We start from the raw sequence: 24,920 nt of genomic DNA, 5'->3' as shown, positions 1-24,920 counted from the left end.
CCCCCTTGCGTTTTATCCTCTGTACGCTCTCAGACCATTATACCACGCACATATTTTTCTTCAAATGCATCAGCCGGCATCGGCCTTGCATAGACATACCCCTGTATCATATCACAATTTACCTGCCGCAGATACTCCACCTGCTCCGGTTCCTCTATTCCCTCCGCCACGGTCTTCACATTCAGCTTCTTTGCCAGCTCCATCAGACATGCGATCACATCTCTTGCCTTCTCACTGTGCATATCCAGAAAGAAGAGACGGTCCAGCTTCAGAGCATCCACATCAAATTCTTTTAAAAGGCCCAGGGAGGAAAATCCGGAACCAAAGTCATCCAGAGAACAGGTAAATCCCAGTGCGTGCATCCGATGTATACTGTCCTTTACCACATCAATCTGCTCCTCATCCAAAAATATGGATTCTGTCAGCTCAAATTCCAGCATCTCTGTCCTGACACGATACTGTTTCGCGATACCGGAAAACTCCTCCAGAAAGCCCGGTTCCCTGAAATGCTGTCTTGACAGGTTGACAGAGACAGGAATCAGCCTTTTTCCCATTCGCTCCCACTTTGCCATGAGAGCGCACACCTCCCGGAACACATATACATCCAGCCTGCATATCTTTCCGTTTCTCTCAAACAGCGGGATAAAATCCGATGGACAGATCACGCCCCGCTCCGGGTGCTGCCAGCGCACCAGCGCTTCCGCCCCCTCTGCCTCACCGGTCCTGGGGCTGACCTTTGGCTGCAGATATACCCGGAAATGACGGCTGCGGAGGGATTCCTCAAACAGCTCGTTCATCTCCTCCTCCCATTTCAGGCGCTTTACAAAACTCTCATCATAGAAGACACATTCCTCCCCAGCCTTTTTCTCCACACTCTGCTCCGCCAGGCGCGCATGATCCTGCAGAATGGTGATCTCCTCGCCTGGGTGTTCAATGATACAGGCTCCCTGACGGAATGCCACAGGATGGCGGGGAGTTTCGGATCCCGAAAATGCATTCACTTCTGTAATAATATCCCTGAGCCTTGCCCGGATACGCGCAGGCTCCGCATCCCGAAGACACAGGAAAAAATTGTCCGATTCATTTCTGGCGGCAAATTCATCGTCAGATGGTTTGATATGACGCTGCAATACCCGGTGGATATGGCGCAGCATCTCATTGCCTCCCTCAATGCCGAATCTCTCGTTGACCATTTTAAAGCCTTTTACATTCATCATGACAATACAGTTGGAGGAGGGGGCCATTTTACAGGCCAGCTCCTCATATTTCAGACAGAAAGCCGCCTGGTTCATGCCTCCGGTCACATGGTCCTCAAACGCATAGCGCTCTAGTTCCCTTCTTCCTGTGCTGAAAAAGCGGTACACCTTTATAAGGAAGATAAAAAATACGGCCATGACAAATATGAGGATCAGAAAAAATCTCCATATACTCCCCTCTGAGCTGCCTGCGATCAGGTCTGAAGGTATGATGGTCAGCAGAACCCAGTCATTTACTCCCAGCGCGTCATAGGACAGATAGAGTTCATCCTGATGCGTGGATGTAAATGCCAGGATTCCGCCTGTGCCCCTCCGCATATTTTTCCGCATCTCATCAATCTCAGATACAACTTTCCCGTCTTTGCTCTTCTTGAAAATATCATCCAGCTGCAGAAATGGCTTTAAATCCGTGGGGGAGAGAATCACCTTACCGCTGCTGTCTATGATACAGCTCAGGCTTTGTCCGTCAAAGCTCTTGGACGCGATCATATCCTGCATTTTTTCCTTGCTGCGGATGCCGACCATGACATATTCCACGGATTTCTCCCCATCGCCGCCATAAACCGGCACGGAATAGATGATTTCCTGACCCCCGAGATAGCTGGTTCCTGTTCTCCCCTTAAAGGCTGCCCTGACACAGTCCAGTTCTGCCATTCCCTTCAGTTCCGCCTTGCCAATGGTCTCCGGCACCTCTGTATGCACCATTTTTCCCTGCCTGTCAATAACCGTCAGAAAATTAAACTCCAGCACTCCGGCCTTCTCTTCCAGAAAATTTTGAAGCTCTGCCGTATCCTCTCCCGACCCAAAGGAATCCGGCAGATACCCCGCGGCAAACTCTGATATCATTGCCAGGTCCTCGGATTTGTGATGCATGGTATTGCCAATCTCCCCTGCCATACGCATTGTCACATCATTTAAATATTCCTCCGTGCTGTGATCCAGCACCTTCCGGAGGTCAATGGCATTCCAGGCGGAAATGAGCAGCGTGATCAGGATGACCACCCCGATGATCCCCACCTGCATTCCGCTTATCAAAAAAGGCCCCTGATATACGGAGCCTTTTCCCACCCTTCGTCTCATGTTCCATACTCCTGCCAAAATACGATTCTGTTTTTCCTATTTTTTCTCTTTAGAATATTTTACACTGAATTTATTTTGAAGCGCAATCTTATATTTGTGTACATATACATATAGTATTATAATAGAGATATACTATCAGCATAAGGGAGGCTGCACCATGGAACAGAAGAACAGATTATTTGATTTTTTATACCAAAGTCTGAGGGAACAGATTGAGACCGGACTTCTTCCTTACGGAAGTGCGCTCCCCTCCATGAGCCAACTCTGCGAAATATACCATGTGGGAATGCGCACAGTCCGGGAGGTACTGAAAGCCCTGGCAAAGGAAGGTCTCATCCAGACAGCCGAGCGGAAACCCTCCCGCGTCATATACCGCCCTTCGGGGAACCACTCTCCTGAGGAACCGTCCGTGCGCACAGTCCTGGAGCACAGAGACTCTATCCTATCTGTGTATGAGACCATGACTATCCTGATGCCTCCTCTCTTTTCCTTCTCTGCCCTGGTCTGCGGGGAGGAAAAGATGCAGCACTGCCTCTGGATTCTGGCGCATGAGAAAAAAGTGCGCAGGAATAAGTGGCAGACCTATTCCATGTTCCTGCATGAAATTCTCTCCGCCTCCGGCAGTCTGCTGTTCCGTGACCTGTATATCAGCTTGGAACTCTATGCCCAGATTCCCTTTTTCTGGGAGCGCAGAGGTTCCATTGTAAGACCCTGGGAAAATGTAATAAGTCATAACACTTTCTGGGACACCGGACTGCTGAAGCCGGAAAACGCCGAGGAGGCTCTGCACTATTTTACCGCGCTTTATCGTTTTACGACAGATATCATACAGGAACATCTGAAAATACTTGTCTCAGAAAACCCACAGGTAAAGGCAGCCGGTAAAAACGTCTACTCCTGGAACGCCGACCTGGGACGTGATCATTATTATATGCAGATTGTACGGGATATTATTGACAAGATCGGAATGGGCCTCTATAAGGACAGGGAATTTCTGCCTCCGGAGGGAATACTCGCCGGACAGTACCAGGTCTCTGTCTCCACGGTGCGCAAGGCGCTCTCTGACCTGAACCGTCTGGGCTTCTGCAGAACCTACAATGTCAAAGGAACACAAGTCACCCTCTTTAATGACGAGGCAACCTTTGTCTGTATGAAGGATAGAACCTATAAAAAAGACACGCTGCTGTACTTAAGCGGCCTGCAGTTCATGGCGCTTGCCGTCCCCCCTGCTGTCAGGCTGACCTTTGACCGGATAACGGATGAGATCCTGGATTCCCTGGCGCAGAGATTCCGAGAACCCAATGCTATTCCCCTTGATTTGATCATGGACTGTATCATAGAGCAGATGCCTCTGTACCCTTTTCGTATCATTCTTAAGGAAGTGAGAAAGACACTGCACTGGGGATATTATTTCTCTTTCTATGCGGAAGGCAATCAGATGTCCAATATCATTAACCAGATGGGGCTGCAGGCTTTTGAATATCTCTGCAGGAGAGACCGAGCTGCCTTCACGGAGCAGCTCAGTGCATGCTACTGCCATATCCTGACTTTTGTCCGCAACTTCATGACCGGCTGCGGCCTTCCCGAAGCTTCCGATATCGCGGCACCGGATATGTCCTTTATCCGCCTGTATATCTGAACAAAAAGAAACCCTTGTAAAATTTTCATTCTACAAGGGCCTTGACGTGCGCGAGAGGATTCGAACCCCCGACCTTCTGGTCCGTAGCCAGACGCTCTATCCAGCTGAGCTACGCGCACATCCAATAATTGGATAGATATTAATTTGTTATTGCCTCAGCAACGAAACTTATTATATCCTATGGTGCGAAAAATGTCAATAGGTTTTTGAAACTTTTTTTAATCACTCTTTTACCGTCATACTTAACAGATGACTGCCGGAAGCAAACAGTTACACTTGCCATTTTTCAGCGGATTGTTTATAGTAAAGGGTAAGCGCAGTCTGCTTATTTATATAAAGGAGTGACAAGAATATGAAATCATCATCAGATCTTAAGACCATGCTGGCCTCCATCCACCGGAAAAGCTATCCTGCCTACAAGGATTTGCGGGGTATCTACTCCTTCGGTGACTATACATTATCTATCGATCATGTGCAGGGGGACCCCTTTGCGGCGCCCTCCAGTCTGAGTGTAAAAATCCCCCTGAAGACCGCCGGTTTTCCTGCCCATTATTATAAGGAAAGGCATACCAGAATCGCCCTTCAGGACTATCTGAACAGACAGTTTGAACAGCAGGTATACCATTTCAGCTTCAGGGCCAAAGGCTCGGGAAAGAGCGGACTCATCTCCGTCAGCCGCTGCGGGCAGGAAATCCTGGACCGCACTGCCTGTGAGATCACCGATACCGACGTGACCGCCCGCTTCACTGTGGGCTTTCCGGCAAACGGCAGGACCATCAACGCTCCTGAGCTGGAAAAAATCCTGTTCGAATTTCTGCCTGTATGCGTGCGGAAATCTTTCCTGTATAAAAACCAAAACGCAAAAACTGTGGAAAATGTGTTTTTTCTGGCAGAGGACCAGCAGTTCATCCGGGAGGAACTGAAAAAGCGTAAGCTGGCTGCCTTCGTGGCTGACAACGCCATCCTCCCAAGACAGAGCGGTGTATCGGACAAGCCGCTTTCCGACTGTGTCCCCTTCATCTCCCCGGACTCCATGCGCACTGAGCTGACTCTTCCCCACAAAGGGAAGATCACCGGCATGGGCATCCCGGTGGGCATCACCCTCATTGTAGGCGGCGGCTACCACGGAAAATCCACTCTGCTGAATGCCCTGGAATCCGGTGTATACAACCACATCGCCGGGGACGGCAGGGAGTATGTTATCGCGGACGACACAGCAGTGAAGCTGCGCTCCGAGGACGGACGTTTTGTAAAGGATGTGGATATTTCCATGTTCATCAATGACCTTCCCAATAAAAAGGACACCCGCTGCTTCTCCACCCCGGACGCCAGCGGAAGTACGTCCCAGGCTGCCGCTATTGTGGAGAGCATGGAGGCAGGTTCCCATCTGTTTTTCATAGATGAAGACACTTCTGCCACCAACTTTATGGTCCGCGATACCTTTATGCAGCATGTGATCAGCCGCCATAAGGAGCCGATCACTCCGTTTTTGGAGCGCGCCCGGGATCTGTACACCGAGGCCGGTATCTCCACCATCTTAGTGGCAGGCAGCAGCGGTGCCTTTTTCCACATTGCAGACACCATTATCCAGATGGACTGCTACCGCCCTGTGGACATAACACATGCCGTGAAGGAACTCTGCAGAGACTTTCCGCTGCCCCCGGCAGACACGCCTGCCTTTGCGCTGCCTCAAAGCCGCAGAATCATGACCACACCTGATTTTCGTGAGCCCCAGGGACGGTCAAGGGGCCGCAGACCGGAGGAACACAGCCACGGACAGAGAGAAAACAGAGGTCTGAAGACCAAGACACATGACCGCTATACCTTCTCCATCGGCAAAGAATCCGTGGACCTGCGGTATGTGGAACAGCTTGCGGACTACGAACAGACGGCAGCTCTTGCCTCCATCCTGCGCTATGCATGTGAGAACCTCATCGACGGCAGAAAGACCCTGGACCAGGTAGTGAAGCTGCTTCTGCACCAGCTTGAGACAAAGGGACTGTCCTCTGTCTGCGGAACCTCCTACACGCCCTGCGGGCTGGCCATGCCCAGGCCTCAGGAGATTTACGCCTGCTTTAACCGGTTCAGAAGGCAGTAAAGCACAAAAAACTTTATAAATCGTGAGAATTATCACGGCATTCCCAGACTGCTGCGGCTATACTTATCTGAAACGAGTGAAGCCGCAGCTTTTCTGCGCCCTCACACCATTTATGAAAGAGGTGAAATTATGGGTTATTGTTACAAGACGCAGGATTTACAGCAAGTCTTTTCTGCTCTTACCGAAACTTATGACCTTTACGCTCCCAGACTTTTTCCGAATAAGGGAGCCTTTTCCGATACGAATCTGGTCCGCTATGACAGGATCACTTCCCCTGAGGAAATCGTACTTGACAGGAAGTCACGCTTCTCTCCCAAGGAAGTGCTGCTCCCCATTTCCCAGACCTTATTTTATTTCACAGAGGACAAGGTAACCGAACCGAATCCGCCAAAGAAGGATGCTGTCATCTTCCTGAGAAGCTGCGACCTTCACGCCATACGCCGTCTGGATTATATGTATCTGGAAAACGGCCCTGAGGATTCCTACTACAGGCAGCTCCGCGACCATGTAAAATTCGCGCTTCTGGGCTGTTCCTCCTGTTTTGACTCCTGCTTCTGCGTGGATATGGGAACCAATAAAAACACGGATTATGATTTCAGCCTGGACCTTACAGGCGATACCTGGAAAATAGATGTAAAATGGCAGGAGCAGGAAGAACTCTTCCGAAAATATGCCGTTTCCCAGGAAACCGTCTCCCCGGCTTTCGTGACAGAGACAAAGACCCGCGTACATATTCCCGAAAACCTGACAGCCAAAGCCGCTAAAAGCTCTGTCTGGAAAGAATATGACAGCCGCTGCATCAACTGCGGACGCTGTAATTTTTCATGTCCGACCTGTACCTGCTTCACCATGCAGGATCTGTTCTATACAGACAACGGCAAGGTGGGCGAGCGCCGCAGAGTGTGGGCCTCCTGTATGGTGGACGGCTACACGGACGTGGCAGGCGGAGGAAGTTACCGTAAAACCAACGGGGAACGTATGCGCTTTAAAGTCATGCATAAAGCACTGGATTTCAAACAGAGAGCGGGCTATCAGATGTGTGTGGGCTGCGGACGCTGTGACGATGTCTGTCCGGAGTATATTTCCTTCTCACACTGCCTGAACCGCCTTTCTGATGCCATGAAGGAGGTGGAAGATTTATGATAAAAAATGAATATATTCCTTTCCGATCAGAAATAAAAGAAGTAATTCGCCACACAGCAATTGAGTACACCTTCCGCATGGAATACACAGGTGATGTGAAACCGGGCCAGTTCTTTGAGGTATCCATCCCCAAATACGGCGAGGCTCCCATCTCTGTCAGCGGCATCGGCGACGGCTGTATAGACCTGACCATACGCCGGGTTGGCAAGGTCACAAACGAAGTGTTTGAGCAGTATGAGGGGGACACCCTGCTGCTGCGCGGACCTTACGGAAACGGATTCGACCTAGAAAATTATAAAGATAAAGAGCTTGTTATTGTGGCAGGCGGCACCGGTGTTTCCCCTGTCCGCGGGGTGATCGACTACTTTGCACGCAATCCCGGGGCGGCCAAAAGCGTCACCGTAATTGCAGGCTTCAAAACGCCGGATGACATTCTGTTCCGCCGGGATCTGAAGCTCTGGGAAGAGAATTTAAACCTGATCCTCACAGTGGACAGCAGGGAAGGTGACGAGTCTTACAGAGAGGGACTGGTAACTGCCTATATCCCTGACCTTGAATTTGGTAATATGGATGACGCCTGCGCCATTGTTGTAGGCCCGCCCGCCATGATGCGCTTTTCCACCATGGCCCTTATGGACCGGGGCCTGAAAGAAGAACAAATCTGGATTTCCCAGGAGCGCAAAATGTGCTGCGGCCTTGGAAAATGCGGCCACTGTAAGATCAATGATGTCTATGTATGTCTGGACGGCCCTGTCTTTAACTTTACCAAAGGCCGCCAGCTGCTGGATTAGGAGGTGCAGGGAATGGATGTCAATACAAAGGCTTTAAAGAAAAATGCATTCCGCGTCACAAAAGAGCGCGGCAAAACAGCCTCCCGTGTCCGTGTACCGGGCGGTCATATGGATGCCTGTTATCTGTCCATGATACAGGATATCGCTGAAAAGTACGGCAACGGAACCGTACACATTACCAACCGCCAGGGATTCGAGATTCCCGGCATTGACTATGCAGATATGCCCAAAGTCAACGAAATGCTGCAGCCCATCATTGAAGGACTGGACATCAATCAGACGGACCCGGGCACAGGCTATCCGGCTTCCGGGACCAGAAACGTAAGCGCCTGCATCGGCAACCGCGTATGTCCTTACGCCTGCTACGATACCACGGCATTTGCAAAACGGATCGAGGAGGCCATCTTCCCAAACGATCTGCATTTCAAGATTGCCCTGACCGGATGTCCCAATGACTGTGCCAAAGTCCGCATGCATGATTTCGGCATCATGGGAATGACACTTCCCCGTCTGGACCCCAGCCGCTGTGTAAACTGCGGTGCCTGTGTCAAATACTGCCGCCGCAAATCCGTGGAAGCTCTGGAGACTGTAAACTACCGTCCAAAGAGAAATGAAGAGAAATGCATCGGCTGCGGTGAATGCGTTCTGAACTGTCCTGCCTCCGCATGGACCAGGGATGAAAAGAAATATTACCGTCTCACCCTTCTGGGACGTACAGGAAAGAGAAATCCGCGTCTTGGCGAGGATTTCATCAAATGGGTGGATGAGGACAGCATCATCAAGATTATCCTGAACACCTATAAATATGTAGAACACTACATTGACCGTTCCGCTCCCGGCGGCAAGGAACACATCGGCTACATTGTGGACCGCACCGGATTTGAAGAGTTTAAGAAATGGGCGCTTGAAGGCGTGGAACTGCCTGAAATTGCGGAAGTTACCACTCCTGTGTACTGGAAAGGTGTCCATTATACAAAATAAATGTCCGGTCCGCCGGACTTACGCGTCGAAGCGCGGCCATGTCGGCCGCCCATTCCAGCGCACAGAGAACCTCCTCCTCACTTCTCTGTGCGCTTTGCTTTTACCAAAGTGAAATCAAATGATACGCTTTCTTTGCCAGCAGCTCCATAAAAAAATAATCCCCGAACAGAGTATAGTGATGCAGCCCGTTAGACTCCCGCACCATTCCCGGAATCTGTGTATTGCTGTCAAAATATTTTTCTTTTATCAGCTCTCTTGTCACCTCATCGCAGTAGGACCTGAGCTTCTCGTTGCCTCTGTATTTTACGATCTCACAGATCGCACTGGCTGTAATCGCTGCGGCAGATGTGTCCTTTGCCTGCTCTTTTTCTTCCGGCAGCCTGAAATCCCAGACAGGTATCACTGCATCCACGCTGTCCGCCTTCACGGAATCTATGAACTTCTCACAGATCCGTTCCGACATATCCAGATATTTCTCATCCCCGGTGTGGATATAGCAGTCTGCAAATCCATATATGGCCCAGGAAGCACCTCTGGCCCAACTGGATTCTTTCCCGTAGCCGCAGTAGTTTTCCCCTCCCAGCGCCCTGCCCGACTTCGGGTCAAACCTGTATGCGTGATAGACCGTGCCGTCCTCCCTTACAAAATATTTCATGACCGTATCGCTGTGCCTCACCGCAACCTCCCGGTAAAACGGATTTCCTGTCACCTCACTGGCCCAAAACAGCAGAGAAAGGTTCATCATACAGTCAATGATCGCCACACCTGCCCTGTCATCCCCCTGGTCCCCGGCACATCCCCAGGCGCGCAGGAAACCGCCCTTCAGATTAAACCGCTTTGCAAGCTCATCTGCCGCCTTCAGAGAAATAACCTTATATGTCTCCTCCCCGGTGCTCCTGTACATTCCCACAGAATAGAGGATATAGAGGAAACCCAGATCATGCATGGTCTGCTCACTGTGCAGAAATACTTTATCCCTGTAAATCTGCCGGAATCCTTCCAGCCATTTTATATACCGCTCATCCCCTGTCACCTCCCAGGCGATCAGTGCCTGCCCCGTAAAAAAGGACGGCTGCCATGTCTCTGTATTCATAAAATCCTGCGGCGCCTGCTCATATCTGTGAAAATAATCCCCTGTGCTGCACGCATAATATTCCGGCAGGGAACGAGGCATATCCCGCATGGTGTTTTCCAGCTTTTTCAGACAGATTTCCAATACATTTCTGATCTCTCTCATATCTTTTCCTCATATTTTCCGGACAGGTCATGCCCGGAAAGTACCCTCCACATCGCTCCAGTTCTTATCCGCGTATTCCAGCAGCCTTTCCGCCTGTTCCATGGACATCTCCGGGAACATGAGGAAAAGGCTGTGAGAGCCGTACTTCTGTACAATCCTGTCCACATTACTGAGCCAGTCCTCAAACTCTCCGGAATACACCTTTACCCAGAGAGATTTTCCCGCAGCTCTTGCCTTGTCGTAAATGGCGTCCCACTCTTCCAGCGTTCCGTCAGGCCCGGCATCCCCGCTGGTCCACTGAAGTGCATCAATTTCCTTGATCTCCATAAGGGCGTCCAGATGACGGATTGCCTGCGGCCCGTCCAGATGATAAAGCACCTGGTCTGCTCCCTGTGCCTGTTTTCTAAGAGACTCCTGTACAAAATCCCTGAAATACTCCGGAGAGATCATGGCTGACAGATCACACTGCAGCTTCACTGTGCGCCCCGGTCCCCAAATCTGGAATACTGTGTAAGCATTGCCGCCCTCCTCATCCCGAATCACATCATAGAACCTGTCATAGTATTGGTAATACAGGTCATCCACCTGTTTTACTCTCTCCCTGATACTCTCCGGGTCCTCCAGCATATCGCAGAGAAGCTCCTGTGCATTTTTAAGAGAAGCCAGCACATCCAGATTTTCCATCAAATCCGGCATATCCACATAGAAATCATCTCCTGCCAGCTCCCTGCACTTCCTGACAAGATCCAGATGTTTCCGGAACCAGGGATTTTCCGGGTCAAATCTGAGAACAGGTGCCTCATCCCAGTCTTCAATACAGGGATGGAACCAAACCGTGTCCTCCTTGAAACTGATGTCAGAACCGAGATACGCTGCCAGGGAGCCGGGGCCGAAATCCACGTTCAGATTTGGAAAGCTCTCCCCCAGAAAATCATGGGTCTCACAAAAATGACGATACCTGCCCACGATCTGTTCCGCATTCAGATATTTATCCTCCATACTCTTCCATTTCAGTTCCTCGGGCAGATCATAAAAGAGCCCCTGGCAGATAATATCTTTACATCCGCCCTCCACAGGCTTTCCCTCCGAGAACTTTTCAACCTCCGGTTTTCTGGCGATCACACACATAAGAGGTCTTCCGGTATTCTGCTGTTTCCAGTAATTTCTCCATTTTACTCTTGCCTCTTCCCAGTTCTTTTTATATTTCATTTCTCTTCCTCTCCTTTTCTCTCTCTGTTTTCGGGGCTTATCATCCGCACAGCAAATTCTTTTGCCGCCGGGTTGTCTTCCATACGCCCTGCTAATTTCACCTGGCAGATATAGATTTTTCCCTGTCCCATGGGTATCTCTGCTGCCGCGGCAGCATGGCCCCACTCGCCGTTTTCATCTGTGTTTCCGCTCTGCAGTATGGGGATAAATCCCTCTCCGGTGAATGTTGTCTCCAGAATGGGTGTGATCCTGTCTGCACTGCGGTCATACCAGTTTCTGAAATCACAGGGGCCAAAGCCTTTTGTCAGCCTATGCCCTGTATCGGAAGACACAAAATGCATGGGCAGCATGCCGCTGTCCTTCACAGTGATGACAGCCTCCCCTATGCGGTAGGTACCGGGATCCAGCTCTAAAAAGATTATCTTAAATCCCTCTGCTGCCTTATCAAGAACCTCTTCTTCCATCCTCTCAAACACACTCCAGTCATCCGCCAGGAACACATCTCCCGGCTTCATTTCCCCCATCTGTCTTATCTGCAGTCCCAGTTCGCGGGCCGCCTCAGAGGCTTTTCCTTTATCTCCGATCAGACAGACGCCCGTTCCATCCGGTACACTAAAATCCCTGCGCACCTGCAGCTCCATTTGGTTATAATGAAGTAATTCTCCGTCTTCCTTCCGGATACCCGCAGTGAGAAGAAGAGTCCCTCTTCCTTCTCTGCACCCAAGCTCTCTTGGAATCTCAAAGTCTACACTTCCCAGGTAAGAACTGCTGCATGCAGGAAGGTTTTTCACCGCGGTCCCCTGTCCGATCAAAATTCCCGGACATGCATTCCCCGGCTGCTCTGTCTCCCCGTACCACTCAGCCTGATAACAAATGACGGCATTCTCATACCTTCGGTTCTCATCATTGCATCCCCATACCTCCACAGATACCCTCTGCTCCGGGCAGTAAGACATCCTGTCTGCCCTTAGGCTCAGCATCACCGGAGTCAATGCATCCCTGTAGGCAAAATAGGCAGGCTTCGGATTCCTGTCCGCATCCATGACAGCCTTCATCCATCCTGCAGGAAACGCGTCGATGAAAAGATGGAGCGCCATGGAGACCATTCTCTTGTTCCTCCTGAACGCCTCTGTCATCCATTTTGTGGCCCGGGCCTGATGCTCCTGTGATGCCTGTATCCACCCTTTCAGGGTATGGGGTGTATCATAGAAGAAAAAGTGGAAATTCCAGGACTGGGATGCCACAATTTCAGCCGGGGTCCAGTCCTTCTCCCCGCAGGCAGCATCCGGCAGCCATTCCCCGGGATAATACTTTTCCATCATCTCCAGAGAGTCCAGACCCTCTGTACCGAATTCACCGCAGCCGTAATTCCAGTCCTTTTTCACAGGAAGCCAATATCCTTTATACAATGCCCCCGCGTCCACTCCGCTTCCGTTGTACCACATGGTATAGCAGTGATTGTCAGGCAGGGTTGTACTTGGGGGATCATAGTCACCGTCCACATGTTTTGTCACACGTTCCGGGTTGTTCATCCTCACCACCTCATCTGCACATGTGAAAAATCTCATCAGATCCGTTCTGGAGAGATGGCGGTGCGGCTGGTTGTAGGCATTTGGAAATGGCTCATTGATATAGGAAACCAGAATATTACACGGATGTTTCCGCACTATCTTCTCCATCTCCTCTGCCTGTCTGAGCGCTTCCGCGAACTGCGGGATCCGCAGCACGCCGAACAGGGGCAGATCCGTCTGGGTCATCAGGCCCAGCATATCACAGTACTCATAGACCTCCTCCTGCACCGGCCTCTGGGTCAGGCGGAGAAAATTCATGTTGCATATTTTTGCCAGCAGGATGTCCTCCGCAAGCTGTTCCATATCGCCCTTCATAACGCACTGCTGTTCGTGTCCCATGGTGTTCGCCCCCCGGAGCCTTATCTTCTCTCCGTTCAGATAAAAGTTCCCTCTGGGAATTTCCTCTGTGTCCATGTAAAAGCTGCGCATTCCAAAGCTCTGTGAAGCTCTGTGCAGCACACAGCCTCCTCGGTCCCTGAGCTCTGCCTGTATCTCATACAGATAAGGTGCCTTCTGTGTCCACCACCTGAATCCCTTCATGGAAATGGGAATCCTAAGATAATTCATACCCTTTTCCATAAAAAGCTGTACGGGCCTTTCAAGCTCCCCTGTGGCGGTCAGGTTTGCCTCTGTAAAACTGTCTCCCAGGCCGACAGCACAGCCGGTAGACGGCTTGTAACACAGATTTTCAAAGACTGTTTCCCGGAAATTACGGCCGTAAAGGGATAGATTTACCTGTATTTCCTGATATCCGGGGTCACTTTTGAAGATTTCCATCCAGACTTCCGCCCTGTCTTCTTCGGGCAGAGGCCGCACATAGATATCCCGGATGGAACACCTGTTTTTCACTTCCACATACACAGGCTGCCAGATTCCCATTCCGGGCGGGCAGTGATGCCAGCCCATCTGCGGGTCATCGTATCCCGGGCCTGTCGCCGCATAGATTTTATCCCCGCCGTACATGGTCTCACCACGCCTGCGCTCATTCCTTTTATGGACAAAATCATTCTTCACACGCACTACCAGTGTATTTTCCCCTGCCTTTACATATTTTGTTATGTCCAGCTCAAAGGGCGCAAAGAACCCTTCATGGCTTCCCGCCAAAGCTCCGTTCACAAACACATCCGCAATATAATCCACACCTCTGAACAGAAGATAGATTCCCTCATCGCCGTTTCTCCCCGCCGAAAATCCGGTCCTGTAATAAGTGACCGCATTTCCCAGAGGGCCGCCGTAGTGGGGGATTGTAACCTTCTGCCATTCTCCGCGTCCCTCCAGCACGCCCGGAAAATCGGTCCTGTCCGCCTCTGTCTCCTCCCTCCAGTAAAACTCCTTCAGTTCCTGTCTCTGCTCCAATGTCTCAAAAGCAGGAGCCAGTTTTCTCATAAACGGGCGGTATTGCTCCTTCTGCCTTTCCAGCTCCCGGTACAGTTCCTCCCTGGTATGCATTTTAGGGGGGAATGTATAGGGTGCTTCTGCGGATTCCAAAGTCCAGACCTCTTTTGTGAACACCTCCGGTTTTGGTGCCTCCAGCCCCTTTCCCTCTGTGCTGACGCCGCCTGCCGCAATATTGGCAAATTCATCATTCCTCATCTTGGATATCACCTCTTACTCCTTTTGCCCTTATCATAGCGGAGAGCACTGTGCGTTTCTACTACAAGAAAAAGACATTTATTTACTTTTGCGGTGAAAAGCAGATAAATGTCTTTTTTACAGTATGATTCCATTTTGCACTATGGCCTGTTCTCTGTCCAGTCCCGAAGCTGGCGCTCCATTTCCTCAAGGATTTCCCGGCTTCCGGCCTCCTCCAGTTTTTCCAAAAATGCAGGGTATTCCCTGCCGGGGTCGGTCATCCCCGTATCCAAAGGCACTCTGTACTGGGACAGCACAGCCTGTACTGCCGCAATCTGGCTGTTCACCCGGCTGGTGTCAAAGGAAAAACCGAGAGCCGGGGACCGCTCTGCCTTTTGGTTCTCCTCTTTTGTCTGTTCCCATATGTCCGGATCCTGTCCTTCCCTGGGCATTGCCAGATACTGATTGCCGAAAGCCCAGTCTGCATTGGGATGATAGCCGCCGTCCTCCAGGACATGGACCGTGCCGTCTTCATTCACGGTGTAATGCTCCCCCTCAATACCGAAGCATAGCAGGTTATAAAGCGTTTCATCCGTATTTACAAGGGTCAGAAGCCGGAACGCTTCCTCCGGATGCCTGGATCTGGCACTGACCGCGTTGATGCTGGAGGATATGCTCTCTGTCGTCATCCACGGGTCAGAGAGCGTGGCAAAGACTACTTCCCTGCCGCCGAAACTGGATGTTTCAATCGCCTCCACTCCCGGCTTGAACGCTGCATTTACGCTGGCAATGGCAGTTCCGGCCTTCATGTCCTCCAGTCCGTTATTGGACACCATGGCCGCATCCTCCCTCACAATACCGTCCGCGGCCCAGCGGTGCACCAGCTCATAGTAAGACTTTACCGCATCTAGGCTGTACTGATTCACCACGGTAAGCCCCTCATCCCCCACAGATATGGCACCCGGCAGAAACTCTCCTGCCAGATTCTCAAACCCCAAGGCAAGCTGTATCTTCCCCATAGCTCCCGCTTCGGAGAGCGCCAGAGGAAAGATTTCTTCATGATCAGCCTTAACCTTATGGAAAAAGTCATCCAGATCTTCCAGCCTGTGCACCTTACTCATATCCAATCCATACGCATCCGCGTATTCTTTCACCACAGTCACATAATTCTGTTTGAAAAACACCTGATTGGAGGGAATCCCGTAGATTTTCCCCTGTACGGTGACTCCTTCCCATACTTCCGGCAGAATCATCTCCTTCAGCGTCTCCTCCCCCTCCAGATACGCATTTAACGGCAGGTATTTTCCTTTCCCCGCATAATAGTAATAATTGCTGCTCCAACTGGATGTATAGCAGATATCATACTCCGCGTCAGACGCCAGCACCATTTTCATCTTATCTCCGTATCCGGCAAAATCATACATGACCAGATCCAGGTCCAGATTCATGTGATACTTCTCCTGCAGATACCTGCCTGCGGCCTTCTCCACTGCCGCCTCATCCCTCTGCTGCCCCTCGCTGCACAGATACCATGTAAGCCGCACTGTCCCCGGCTCCTCCGGGGCCTTGTCCGGCGTGCTTTCACCTCCGCATCCGGCCAATATTCCGGCCAGCAGCATTCCCCCTGCGGCACGAAAATATTTTTTACCTGGTCTTTTCATCTCTCCTCCTCCTGTATTACAGAACAAAAAACACCTGTTTTCTACATTCTAATAGAAATCAGGTGTTTTTACAATCCTTATCCTTTTACCGCTCCAACGGTAAGCCCCTTTACAAAATACTTCTGGAAGAATGGGAAAACTACCAGCATCGGCCCTGCGGCCAGAATACAGAGCGCCATTCTCGCTGTCTCACTTGGAAGGCTGGCGATATCAATGGAAATGTTGCCCGCCTGCATGGAGGTGCTCAGATACTGAATATTATTCATGATACGGTACAGATAAAACTGCAGGGAGTTAATATCCGGACTGTCAATATACAGCATAGACTGGTACCAGTCATTCCAGTAGGTAAATGCAATGAACAGGCCCACTGTGGCAAGTGCCGGTTTGGAAATGGGCACTATGATCTTAAAAAATGTCTTGACTTCCCCGGCTCCGTCTATTTTAGCCGCCTCGATAAGTGAGGTCGGGATATCCGCCAGGAATCCCTTCATCAAAAATACATGCCAGGGCATGATAATGTAGGGAAAGATCAACGCCCAGATGGTATCCTTCAGATGATAGTATTTTGTCAGCATAATATAGGTTGGCACCAGGCCGCCGTTAAAAAGCATGGAAAAGAATATCATGAAGGCGAACACACGCCCTACTTTAAAATCCTTTCTGGCGATCACATAGGCCAGCATGGTGGTGACCAGAAGGCTGACAGCCGTTCCGCCCAGGGTGACCAGGATCGTCACCCCATAGGCGTTGATAATGGGCTTCGGACTTTCCAGTATGTACTTGTATGCCTCCAGAGAAAAGCCCCTGGGCAGAAGGGAATACCCTTCCTTTGTGAGCTGTATCTCATCGGACAGTGAAGCGGACAGAATATACAGGATGGGCACTACGCAGAACAGTGCCAGCAGTATAAACAGCAGGGTAAGGACTTTATCCGCTGCCTTCTCTTTTTTACTTTGTACCATAACAGAACCTCCCTAAAATAACGCGTAATCTTCGTTGCGCCTTTTGACGATCAGATTCGTGACCAGCACCAGGATAAAGCCTACCAGGGACTGGTAAAGTCCTACGGCAGAGGACATACCGATATTTCCCATAACCCTCAGCATTCTGAATACATAGGTATCAATTACATCCGTCACCGGATACAGCACCCCTGAATTTCTCGGCAGGAACCAGAACATTCCGAAATCCGCATAGAATATCTTACCAATCATCAGCAGTCCCATGAGTACGATCGTAGGCATCAGATGGGGAATGCAGATATAACGGATCCTCTGCATTTTAGTGGCCCCGTCGATGGCAGCCGCCTCATGCTGGCTGGTGTCCATTCCCATGAGAGTGGCGTAAAAAATAAGCGCATTGTATCCCACATGCTTCCAAAAATAAGAAGTGGTCAGGATAAACGGCCAATACTTTGGCTCACTGTAAAAATTAGGTGCCGCAAGGCTGAATTTCTCCAAAAGGTTGGGAATCACACCCATATCCGGACTCAGCAGGGCATAGATCACGTAACTTCCCACTACCCAGGAAATGAAATACGGTACAAAGAGGCATGTCTGGAATATTTTCACCTTTCTCTTGGACAGTTCAAACAGCCCAAGCGCCACGATCACGGATAAAACCAGAGTCATGGAGATGAAAACGGCATTCAGCCCTATGGTATTTCTCGTTACGGTCCAGGCATCCGGGGACTGGAAAAAGAATTTAAAATTATCCAGTCCGCACCAGTCGCTCCCGAAAATCCCCTTTGCCACATCCATCTTCTTAAACGGTATCACCAGGCCGAAAAGCGGGACATAATAATATGCGATCAAAAAGAATAATCCCGGTACAGCCAGCGCCAGAAGGCCCCAGTTCATAGCCTTTCTCTTTTTCTTTACTTTTCCGCTGTTCATATATTTTACTCCTTTTCTGAAAACAGAGGACGGAACCTCTCTGCCCCGTCCTCTTACATCCGCTGTTATTTATTGGCTGACTTCCACTCGTCAATCTGGCGCTGCATTTCCTCAATGATCTTGTCAGCACCTGCTGTCTTTAATTTCTCCTGGAATTCAGGCAGTACGGATGCCGGGTCAGTTCCGCCTGTCTCCAGGGATTTCCCGTACTGGTCATACACGGCACTCACGCTGGCGATCTCGTTGGTGACAGTTGTGGAGTCAAAGGCAAATCCCAGGGCTTTGGATTCCACTGCGGAGTCGTTGATCTTCTTTGTCTCCTCCCACACGTCTGCATCCTGACCTTCCCTTAAAAGTCCGTTGAACTGATTGCCCATCATCCAGTCCACATTGGGGTTATAGCCCTTGGCGTCATCTGTCTTCACAGTGCCATCCTCATTCAGGATGTAGTGTGTTCCCTCCACGCCGAAGCAGAGCAGGTTATACAGATCTTTGTCTGTGTTCACCAGATTCAAAAACTGTACTGCCAGTTCCGGGTGTTTGGAAGTCTGGCTGACTGCGTTCAGACTGGAAACCAGGTTCTCTGTTGCCAGGTATGGCTCAGACAATGTGGCAAATACCACCTCTTTGCCGCCGAAGTTGCCGGATTCCAGAGTTTCCACACCCGGTTTGTATGTAGCATTGATGGCTGCAATATGTTTTCCCGCCTTCATATCAGGCACCGCGTTGTCCGCAACGGTAACCGCATCCTTGCGTACAAGGCCTTCCTGTGCCCAGCGGTACATCATTTCATAGAATTCCTTTACCTCCTCTGACTCAAATTGGTTATATACTTTCAGTCCGTCATCCCCGATTTTCACAGCACCGGGAATGTTGACGCTGACAATGGATTCATATCCCAGGGCCACGTTGTGTTTTCCCATAAGCCCGTTGCTGGATGCGGCAAAGGGATACATATCCGGATTGTCCTCTTTTACTGCCTTGAAAAATTCCTCCAGGTCGCTGAGCTTCCGGACTTTGCTCACGTCCAGTCCGTACTTATCCGCATATTCCTTTACAATGACAACGTAATTCTGTTTCGGAAATATCTGCTGGGAAGGAACACCGTAGATATTTCCCTTTACGCGGACAGCATCCCAGATGGATGTGTCCATAGATGCAAGCAGTTCGGGAGCTTCCTTCTCCAGCAGCTCATCCAGTGGGATAAATGCATTCTTGTTCACATTGTCATAATAGTTGTTGTTCCAGCTTGAAGTCCAGCAGATGTCATATTCCTCTCCCGATGAAATGACCATCTGCATTTTCTGGGGATAGTTTGCGTAGTCTGTGGCAATGATCTGAAGGTCCACATTCATATCATAGTTGTCCTTCAGGTATTGGTTCACTGCATTCTGGACTGTAACTACATCTGCCTGGGGGCCGGAACCTGCCAGATACCACTTTAAGGTGACTGCCTCACCTTTATCTGCTGTCTTCTCCTGTGCTGTGCCCTCACCGGATGCTTCCTCTTTTTTGTCACCGCAGCCTGCAAGACATCCCGCTGCAAGAATGCCTGCCATGCCAAGTGCCGCCCATTTTTTCAGTTTTCTCATTTTTGACCTCTCCTTCTTTTTCTTTCTTATTTTTGCGTAACATATGTGCCGCCTGTACCTCACGATTCTGTACACTGTACGGCTGCATTTTCTGCTTCGGCATTTTGTTCTGCCGCTCTTGCTGATAACCCGATTCTAGCAGGGGTTTATGGGTTCTGACTACTGAAGGATACGGATAAACACTGCATATATGGCAGAGATGTTTCGATTTTACAGTCCCTTTTTCAAAAGTGAAGTGTTTTCAGCCAAAAAAAGAATCCGGCAGGCCGGACTCTTCTTATACACTCTAATCTTTTCTGTTTGAGAACTCTCTTGGGGTACATCCGTAGACTTTCTTAAACAGGCGGTAGAAATAATTCTCATTCTCTATCCCGATATTGTCCGAGATCTTATTGACCGGCAATTTGGAATGGAGAAGCAGCTCCGCTGCCTGTTTCATGCGGATATCCAGGATATATTCATTCAGGGATATCCCTGTGCACTGTTTGAATTTCTTCATAATATAACGGCCGGACATATTCATGTAGTCCGCTATGGACTGGGAAGAAAGGTTTACATCCGTGTAGTTCTGGTTTACAAACTCCATGACAGTCTGCACAAAGATTTTCTCTTTGTCATTTTCCTTCTCCTTCTTCTGGTAAGTCTCAGAGAGAATGGAGCTGATGTATTCGGACAGTTCCTCAAAAAGCGTGCTGATGAATTCCACCTCGATCACTCTTTTGTACATCTCATTAAAATGTATGGTCACCGGAAGGTTTCTCGCCATGTTGATCTCGTTCATCACTGTATTTACCTCTGTCACCAGTGACATCATGCTGATACTGATATTATCGCAGCTTAGTTCTGACACCGCCTCCTGTATTTTGTCCAGGACGCCCCGGATCTGCTCCATGCTGCCCAGCTTCAGGCTCTCTTTCAGTCTGCGGTTCAGTTCCCTGGGATATGTACTTTCAGTGTTTGACATATTTTTCCTGCACTCTTTTTCACCCAGAAGACTGCCCGGACCGTATACCAGGCGGTATCCTGCGTATTTTCTGGCCTGTTCATAGAGAGACGACAGTTCCTCCGGCTTCCGGCTGGAATGGCTGACCGCAGCAGAAATGGTCACGTCAAAAGCTGTCTTCATATATTTCTGTGCATAGCTGATGCGGTCCCTTACGTCTGCTGTGTCCAGCAATTTCTCCTTGCTGCCCAGAATGATAACAAGGCAGGAATTTTCCTTTTTCACCGGCTCCGCAATGTAGCCGGCCAGCATTTCCGTCATGACATTGGATACAGTCTCCAAAAGCAGGGAGCTGTCCCCGGGGGTGAAGCCGTATTTATTTTCCGTATAGGAATCCAGGTAGAAAATCGCCACTGCAAGCTCCCGCTCCTCTTTGCTGGACAGTCCGCTCTCCGGCATGCTCTTTCTGTATTTTTCCCAGTTTTTTTCCGTGCTCTCCTCCAGCAGGTTTGCCAGCAGATATTTTCTCAGACTTTCCCTTGTGGATTTCTTCTCCTGGAGAAGTTTTTCTTTTACATCATTGGTCCTCTGGTACACATCCCTCAAGTGGGCGAACTCGTCCTCGCCTTCCATGGCGGCCCGGCTCTCACTCTCCCCCTCCAGCCCGGACACATATCCAACCAGAGAATTGACCGGACGGTATATTTTCCAGGACAGATGGATCAGCATGAAAATACCGATGATTCCGAAAATGCAGCAGAGCACCAGAAAGTCGTTCCGAAGCTGAATCAGATTAGAAAATATCTGCTCATATGCCTGCACCATAATAATATAATTGCCTCTGTCCTCCAGATCAATATAGGATACCAGGAACTTCTTTCCTTTGTATTTTTCCACATAATATCCCTGATTCTTCTCCCCGGCCTGGGCGGAAATGTATTTCTGCATACATTCTCTTACAAGTTCCTCCTCATTTACGGAGGTTTCTTCCTTCTGATAGCCGAATATATCTCCTGACTCCCCCGCCAGATAAAGGGAGGATGGCAGGCTTTGAGCCACTGCCCCGGTCAGGTTGTCAATCAGCCAGCTTGCATTCTGGTTCAGTACAAGATAGCTGTCCTGCCCGGATGAAGGATCCTGATATTCATACATAAAATAAGAAAAGACATACTGGCTCGTCTCTATCTGCCCGTTGATCTCACTTAATTTTCTCAGAATGGGCCGCAGCTTTGGCGTACTGTTCTGTTCTCCCACAAACTGCTGCAGAACCTCTCCCTGTGCCGCCGCATCCGAATCCGTGGAATACCATTCCTTTCTCTGTCCATTGTAGATCTGAATGGAGGAGAGGCTTGGCTGGGACTGGAGCACATTGTCCCTGAGATTCTTCAAAGTGAGGTAGAGCTGGTTGTAATCCACCTCGCTGTTATACATCACCGCATTCACATCATATCGGAAAAAGGTAGAGAGGCAGAGCGCTGAAATGTTTTCCGAGAAATAGGTGTAGTTGAATTTCATCTGCCTTAAGACCTGCTCATTGGACTGATTGATATTTTTCAGCATGTTCTGCTGAGATTTCCGGTACAAAAGTGCAGTGAAGGGCAGGATCACTGCCAGCACAAATGCAAACATGAGAATCAGTATTTTTTTATAGTATGATTTGTGTGTTTTTCCAAAAATCTTTTTCATATTTCTCCGCCTTCTGCTCTTCCCGGCCCTTCCCGGTCGGTGGTCTATATGCTTATTTTGACTGTAAAATCGGCATATGGGTAATGCTGTTATATTCAGTTTAGCAACGCAAAATGGCACTGTCAACGGACAGTGCCATTTTCAGAGTATATGGCGCATTTTTATAGTATGTGACGCCCACAAACTACCCTGCATTTCTATTTCGTGATCGTCCCATCCAAATCCCACAAATCTTCCCAGCTCTCTGCCCCCGGCCAGAGGAATACCTGGCCTTTTACCAGGCGGCAGTTCTTGTCGGCAAGGCGGATTTTCTCCATCTCCTCTTCTGTCAGAGGATCTTCGGTGGTACATTTCAAATTGCTGATATACTGCGGTTCCTTCACAGAGAAAGGAATGGGCACCTGCCCCCGCTGTACCGCCCATTTCAGGCACACCACCGCCGGATGTATCTGATGGGCTTTGGCGATCTCCAGAATCTCGGGCATCTGGGTGTCCGCAACGTCCTCAGAGGTCCTGTCACGCTCCGGGCGTGAGGGAGAACCAATGGGGCAGTAGCCGATGGGCACGATCCTGTGCTCCAGCGCGTACGCAAACAGCTCGGGCTGCTGAAAGCCCGGGTGAAGCTCCATCTCAATGGCTGCGGGCTGTACTTTGCAAAAGGGAAGCACAGCCTCCAGCTTCGGTATGGTCATATTGGACATACCGATGTGGCGCACAAGACCTTCCTCTAAAAGCTGTTCGCACTGTCTCCACACACTCATGAACTCCTCTGTGGAAAAGGGTTTTGAATCCGGGTTCCTGGAATCCCCGTCACAGCCCGGCGCGTGGTAATTCGGAAACGGCCAGTGTACAAAGTACAGGTCCAGATAAGAAAGCCCCAAATCTGCAAGGCTCTGCTTACAGGAAGCTATAACCTCCCCTTCCCCGTGCATGTCATTCCACACTTTCCCTGTGATGAACAGCTCCTCTCTCTTTACAACTTTGTTGTCAAAGAGACGTCCGAGCACAGCACCGATCTCCTTTTCATTCTGATAGACGGATGCACAGTCAATGAGGCGGTATCCGTTTTCCACGGCACCGTAAACTGCATTTGACACCTGCTCTGCGGAATACTTGTCAGAGCCAAAGGTACCTATACCGATCGCCGGCATTCTGGCTCCTGTATATAAAGTTCTGTAAGGCACTTTTGCCGGGTCTACTCCTTTTGTCATCCTGTGCCTACCTTTCATCCTGGTCGCCGAAGACTACAGCTACCTTGCCGCACTGTCCGCCGGCCATGAGTTTATATGCTTCGCCCGCTCTCTCGATGGGGAACTCGTCTGTGATCAGATCTTCCGGATGGATATTCCAGCGCACCAGCCTTTCCACCAGTTCTTCCATTCTCCACAGGCTTGTCACCCAGGAACCAAAGATTGTCTTCTGTCCGTGAATGATATCCGGGCTTGGGTTAAATGTACAGGTTCCGCCTTCACCTACGAAGGCAATTTTGCCCCATTCTCTTGTGGCGCGGATGGCAAGCTGACGGCCAGCATCATTGGCGCTGGCATCAATCGCACGTTCAACGCCGTATCCTCCCGTCACTTCCAGTATCTCATCCACGGTATTCTCGCCCGGTTTGAAGACATGGTCCACAAGACCCAGTTTTTTAGCCAGTTCAATACGGTAGTCATTCATTTCCACACCGATCAGTTTATTCGCGCCCAGCGCTTTGGCAAGCATGAGGGCTGCCAGGCCTACAGGTCCAAGTCCCGTCACCAGAACCGCATCATTTCCGCTGATGCCGATTTTCTCAATTGCCTCGTAAACCGTACCGAATCCGCAGGCAACCTGCGCACCGTCTTTGTAGGTGAGTTCATCGGGCAGGGCGATCAGGTCCTTCTCCTCCGCCAGAATGTACGGAGCCATGCCGCCGTTTCTCTGCCAGCCGTATGCCTGACGGAATTTGCTCTTACAGGAAATGTAATATCCTCTTCGGCAGTCATTGCACACACCGCATCCGGAAATGTGATATACGATCACTCTGTCACCCTTTTTAAACCTGCGGAGGCCTTCGCCCTCCTCCACGATCACGCCGCAGGGCTCATGACCTGCCACCATACCCGGAATATATCCTTCCGGTCCTTTTCCCACGTGTTCTCTGTAAATGCATCGGATGTCACTGCCGCAGATCGTTGTTGCCTTTGTCTGGATCAATACCTGTCCGTGACCCGGCTTCGGAACATCGAACTCCTTCATTTCAACTGAGCTGTTGCCCGGAAGTATTGCACCTGCCATCTTTTTCGGAAGCATTTTTACTGCCATAACTGTTGTCCTCCCAACCGTAAATTCCAGCATTTTCTGCTGTTTTTTATTTGTCCTTATTATACCATTCTGCGCGGAGGTTATTAGAGATATCTGCGACACCTTGCCGTCTTTCATGTCGTGTTTTCGTATATTTTTTAAACTGCCTTCCGTCATGCAGGCCCTTCTGTATACTTACGGACATCCCCGCCAAAGGTGACAAAAATGTAATAAAAGTTCCGAATTTGTAAGGTAAATCGATGGCAGATATCCCTGTCATACC

The 24,920-nt window shown here is 50.0% G+C and carries 16 protein-coding genes and 1 tRNA gene; 5 read left to right on the top strand and 12 right to left on the bottom strand.

Features of this window, described 5'->3' with window-relative positions; genetic code table 11:
• Positions 1 to 29 precede the first annotated feature (29 nt).
• Positions 30 to 2,336 carry an EAL domain-containing protein gene (locus V8Q34_RS21065; protein ID WP_335836262.1) on the bottom strand — a complete coding sequence of 769 codons (2,307 nt, stop codon included), beginning with the start codon at positions 2,334 to 2,336 and terminating at the stop codon, positions 30 to 32.
• A gap of 157 nt (positions 2,337 to 2,493) precedes the next feature.
• Here V8Q34_RS21065 and V8Q34_RS21060 point away from each other — a divergent pair, with 157 nt between their 5' ends.
• Positions 2,494 to 3,975, top strand: coding sequence for a GntR family transcriptional regulator (locus V8Q34_RS21060; RefSeq protein WP_335836261.1), 1,482 nt, complete (start codon positions 2,494 to 2,496; stop codon positions 3,973 to 3,975).
• Between the two features lie 45 nt (positions 3,976 to 4,020).
• Here V8Q34_RS21060 and V8Q34_RS21055 read toward each other — a convergent pair.
• Positions 4,021 to 4,094 (bottom strand) — tRNA-Arg (locus V8Q34_RS21055).
• 233 nt (positions 4,095 to 4,327) lie between these two features.
• Between V8Q34_RS21055 and V8Q34_RS21050 the strand changes: the two genes are divergently transcribed.
• From V8Q34_RS21050 to asrC, 4 genes are all read left to right on the top strand, one after another.
• Positions 4,328 to 6,073: an ABC-ATPase domain-containing protein gene (locus tag V8Q34_RS21050; RefSeq protein WP_033141464.1), complete on the top strand. Its 1,746-nt coding sequence runs from the start codon at positions 4,328 to 4,330 to the stop codon at positions 6,071 to 6,073.
• 129 nt (positions 6,074 to 6,202) lie between these two features.
• The gene (asrA, locus tag V8Q34_RS21045) at positions 6,203 to 7,216 is read left to right on the top strand and encodes an anaerobic sulfite reductase subunit AsrA (RefSeq protein ID WP_335836260.1); all 1,014 of its coding nucleotides are present in this window, start codon (positions 6,203 to 6,205) and stop codon (positions 7,214 to 7,216) included.
• Positions 7,213 to 8,007 carry an anaerobic sulfite reductase subunit AsrB gene (asrB, locus tag V8Q34_RS21040; protein WP_033141466.1) on the top strand — a complete coding sequence of 265 codons (795 nt, stop codon included), beginning with the start codon at positions 7,213 to 7,215 and terminating at the stop codon, positions 8,005 to 8,007. Before asrA ends, asrB begins: the two co-directional genes overlap by 4 nt.
• 12 nt (positions 8,008 to 8,019) lie before the next feature.
• On the top strand, positions 8,020 to 8,988 hold the full coding sequence (asrC, locus tag V8Q34_RS21035; RefSeq protein WP_335836259.1) for a sulfite reductase subunit C: 969 nt from the start codon (positions 8,020 to 8,022) through the stop codon (positions 8,986 to 8,988).
• A 100-nt stretch (positions 8,989 to 9,088) separates the two neighbouring features.
• On the opposite strand, the gene V8Q34_RS21030 is transcribed toward asrC, so the two are convergent.
• From V8Q34_RS21030 to V8Q34_RS20985, 10 genes are all read right to left on the bottom strand, one after another.
• On the bottom strand, positions 9,089 to 10,225 hold the full coding sequence (locus V8Q34_RS21030) for a glycoside hydrolase family 88 protein (RefSeq protein ID WP_335836258.1): 1,137 nt from the start codon (positions 10,223 to 10,225) through the stop codon (positions 9,089 to 9,091).
• A 27-nt stretch (positions 10,226 to 10,252) separates the two neighbouring features.
• Positions 10,253 to 11,434: a trimethylamine corrinoid protein 2 gene (locus V8Q34_RS21025; RefSeq protein ID WP_335836257.1), complete on the bottom strand. Its 1,182-nt coding sequence runs from the start codon at positions 11,432 to 11,434 to the stop codon at positions 10,253 to 10,255.
• Positions 11,431 to 14,598 carry a glycosyl hydrolase 2 galactose-binding domain-containing protein gene (locus V8Q34_RS21020; protein WP_335836256.1) on the bottom strand — a complete coding sequence of 1,056 codons (3,168 nt, stop codon included), beginning with the start codon at positions 14,596 to 14,598 and terminating at the stop codon, positions 11,431 to 11,433. Before V8Q34_RS21020 ends, V8Q34_RS21025 begins: the two co-directional genes overlap by 4 nt.
• A gap of 140 nt (positions 14,599 to 14,738) precedes the next feature.
• Positions 14,739 to 16,238 (bottom strand): ABC transporter substrate-binding protein, encoded by a 1,500-nt coding sequence (locus V8Q34_RS21015; RefSeq protein ID WP_227211443.1) that lies wholly within the window; start codon positions 16,236 to 16,238, stop codon positions 14,739 to 14,741.
• Between the two features lie 77 nt (positions 16,239 to 16,315).
• Positions 16,316 to 17,203 carry a carbohydrate ABC transporter permease gene (locus V8Q34_RS21010; RefSeq protein WP_227211445.1) on the bottom strand — a complete coding sequence of 296 codons (888 nt, stop codon included), beginning with the start codon at positions 17,201 to 17,203 and terminating at the stop codon, positions 16,316 to 16,318.
• A 12-nt stretch (positions 17,204 to 17,215) separates the two neighbouring features.
• Positions 17,216 to 18,136: an ABC transporter permease gene (locus tag V8Q34_RS21005; RefSeq protein ID WP_227211447.1), complete on the bottom strand. Its 921-nt coding sequence runs from the start codon at positions 18,134 to 18,136 to the stop codon at positions 17,216 to 17,218.
• Positions 18,137 to 18,201: 65 nt separating this feature from the next.
• Positions 18,202 to 19,728, bottom strand: a complete 1,527-nt coding sequence (locus tag V8Q34_RS21000; protein ID WP_335836255.1) for an ABC transporter substrate-binding protein — start codon at positions 19,726 to 19,728, stop codon at positions 18,202 to 18,204.
• Between the two features lie 286 nt (positions 19,729 to 20,014).
• A complete protein-coding gene (locus tag V8Q34_RS20995; RefSeq protein ID WP_335836254.1) occupies positions 20,015 to 22,357 on the bottom strand; it encodes a helix-turn-helix transcriptional regulator in 2,343 nt (780 codons plus the stop codon).
• Positions 22,358 to 22,554: 197 nt separating this feature from the next.
• Complete coding sequence (locus tag V8Q34_RS20990; protein WP_335836253.1) at positions 22,555 to 23,568, bottom strand: aldo/keto reductase family protein; 1,014 nt, start codon at positions 23,566 to 23,568, stop codon at positions 22,555 to 22,557.
• A gap of 7 nt (positions 23,569 to 23,575) precedes the next feature.
• Positions 23,576 to 24,658 (bottom strand): zinc-dependent alcohol dehydrogenase family protein, encoded by a 1,083-nt coding sequence (locus tag V8Q34_RS20985; protein ID WP_197064107.1) that lies wholly within the window; start codon positions 24,656 to 24,658, stop codon positions 23,576 to 23,578.
• Positions 24,659 to 24,920 lie beyond the last annotated feature (262 nt).

This window comes from Blautia sp. JLR.GB0024 (genome assembly GCF_037000545.1).
Taxonomy (GTDB): Bacteria; Bacillota; Clostridia; order Lachnospirales; family Lachnospiraceae; genus Blautia; species Blautia celeris.
This window is presented reverse-complemented; position numbering and strand designations above follow the sequence as displayed.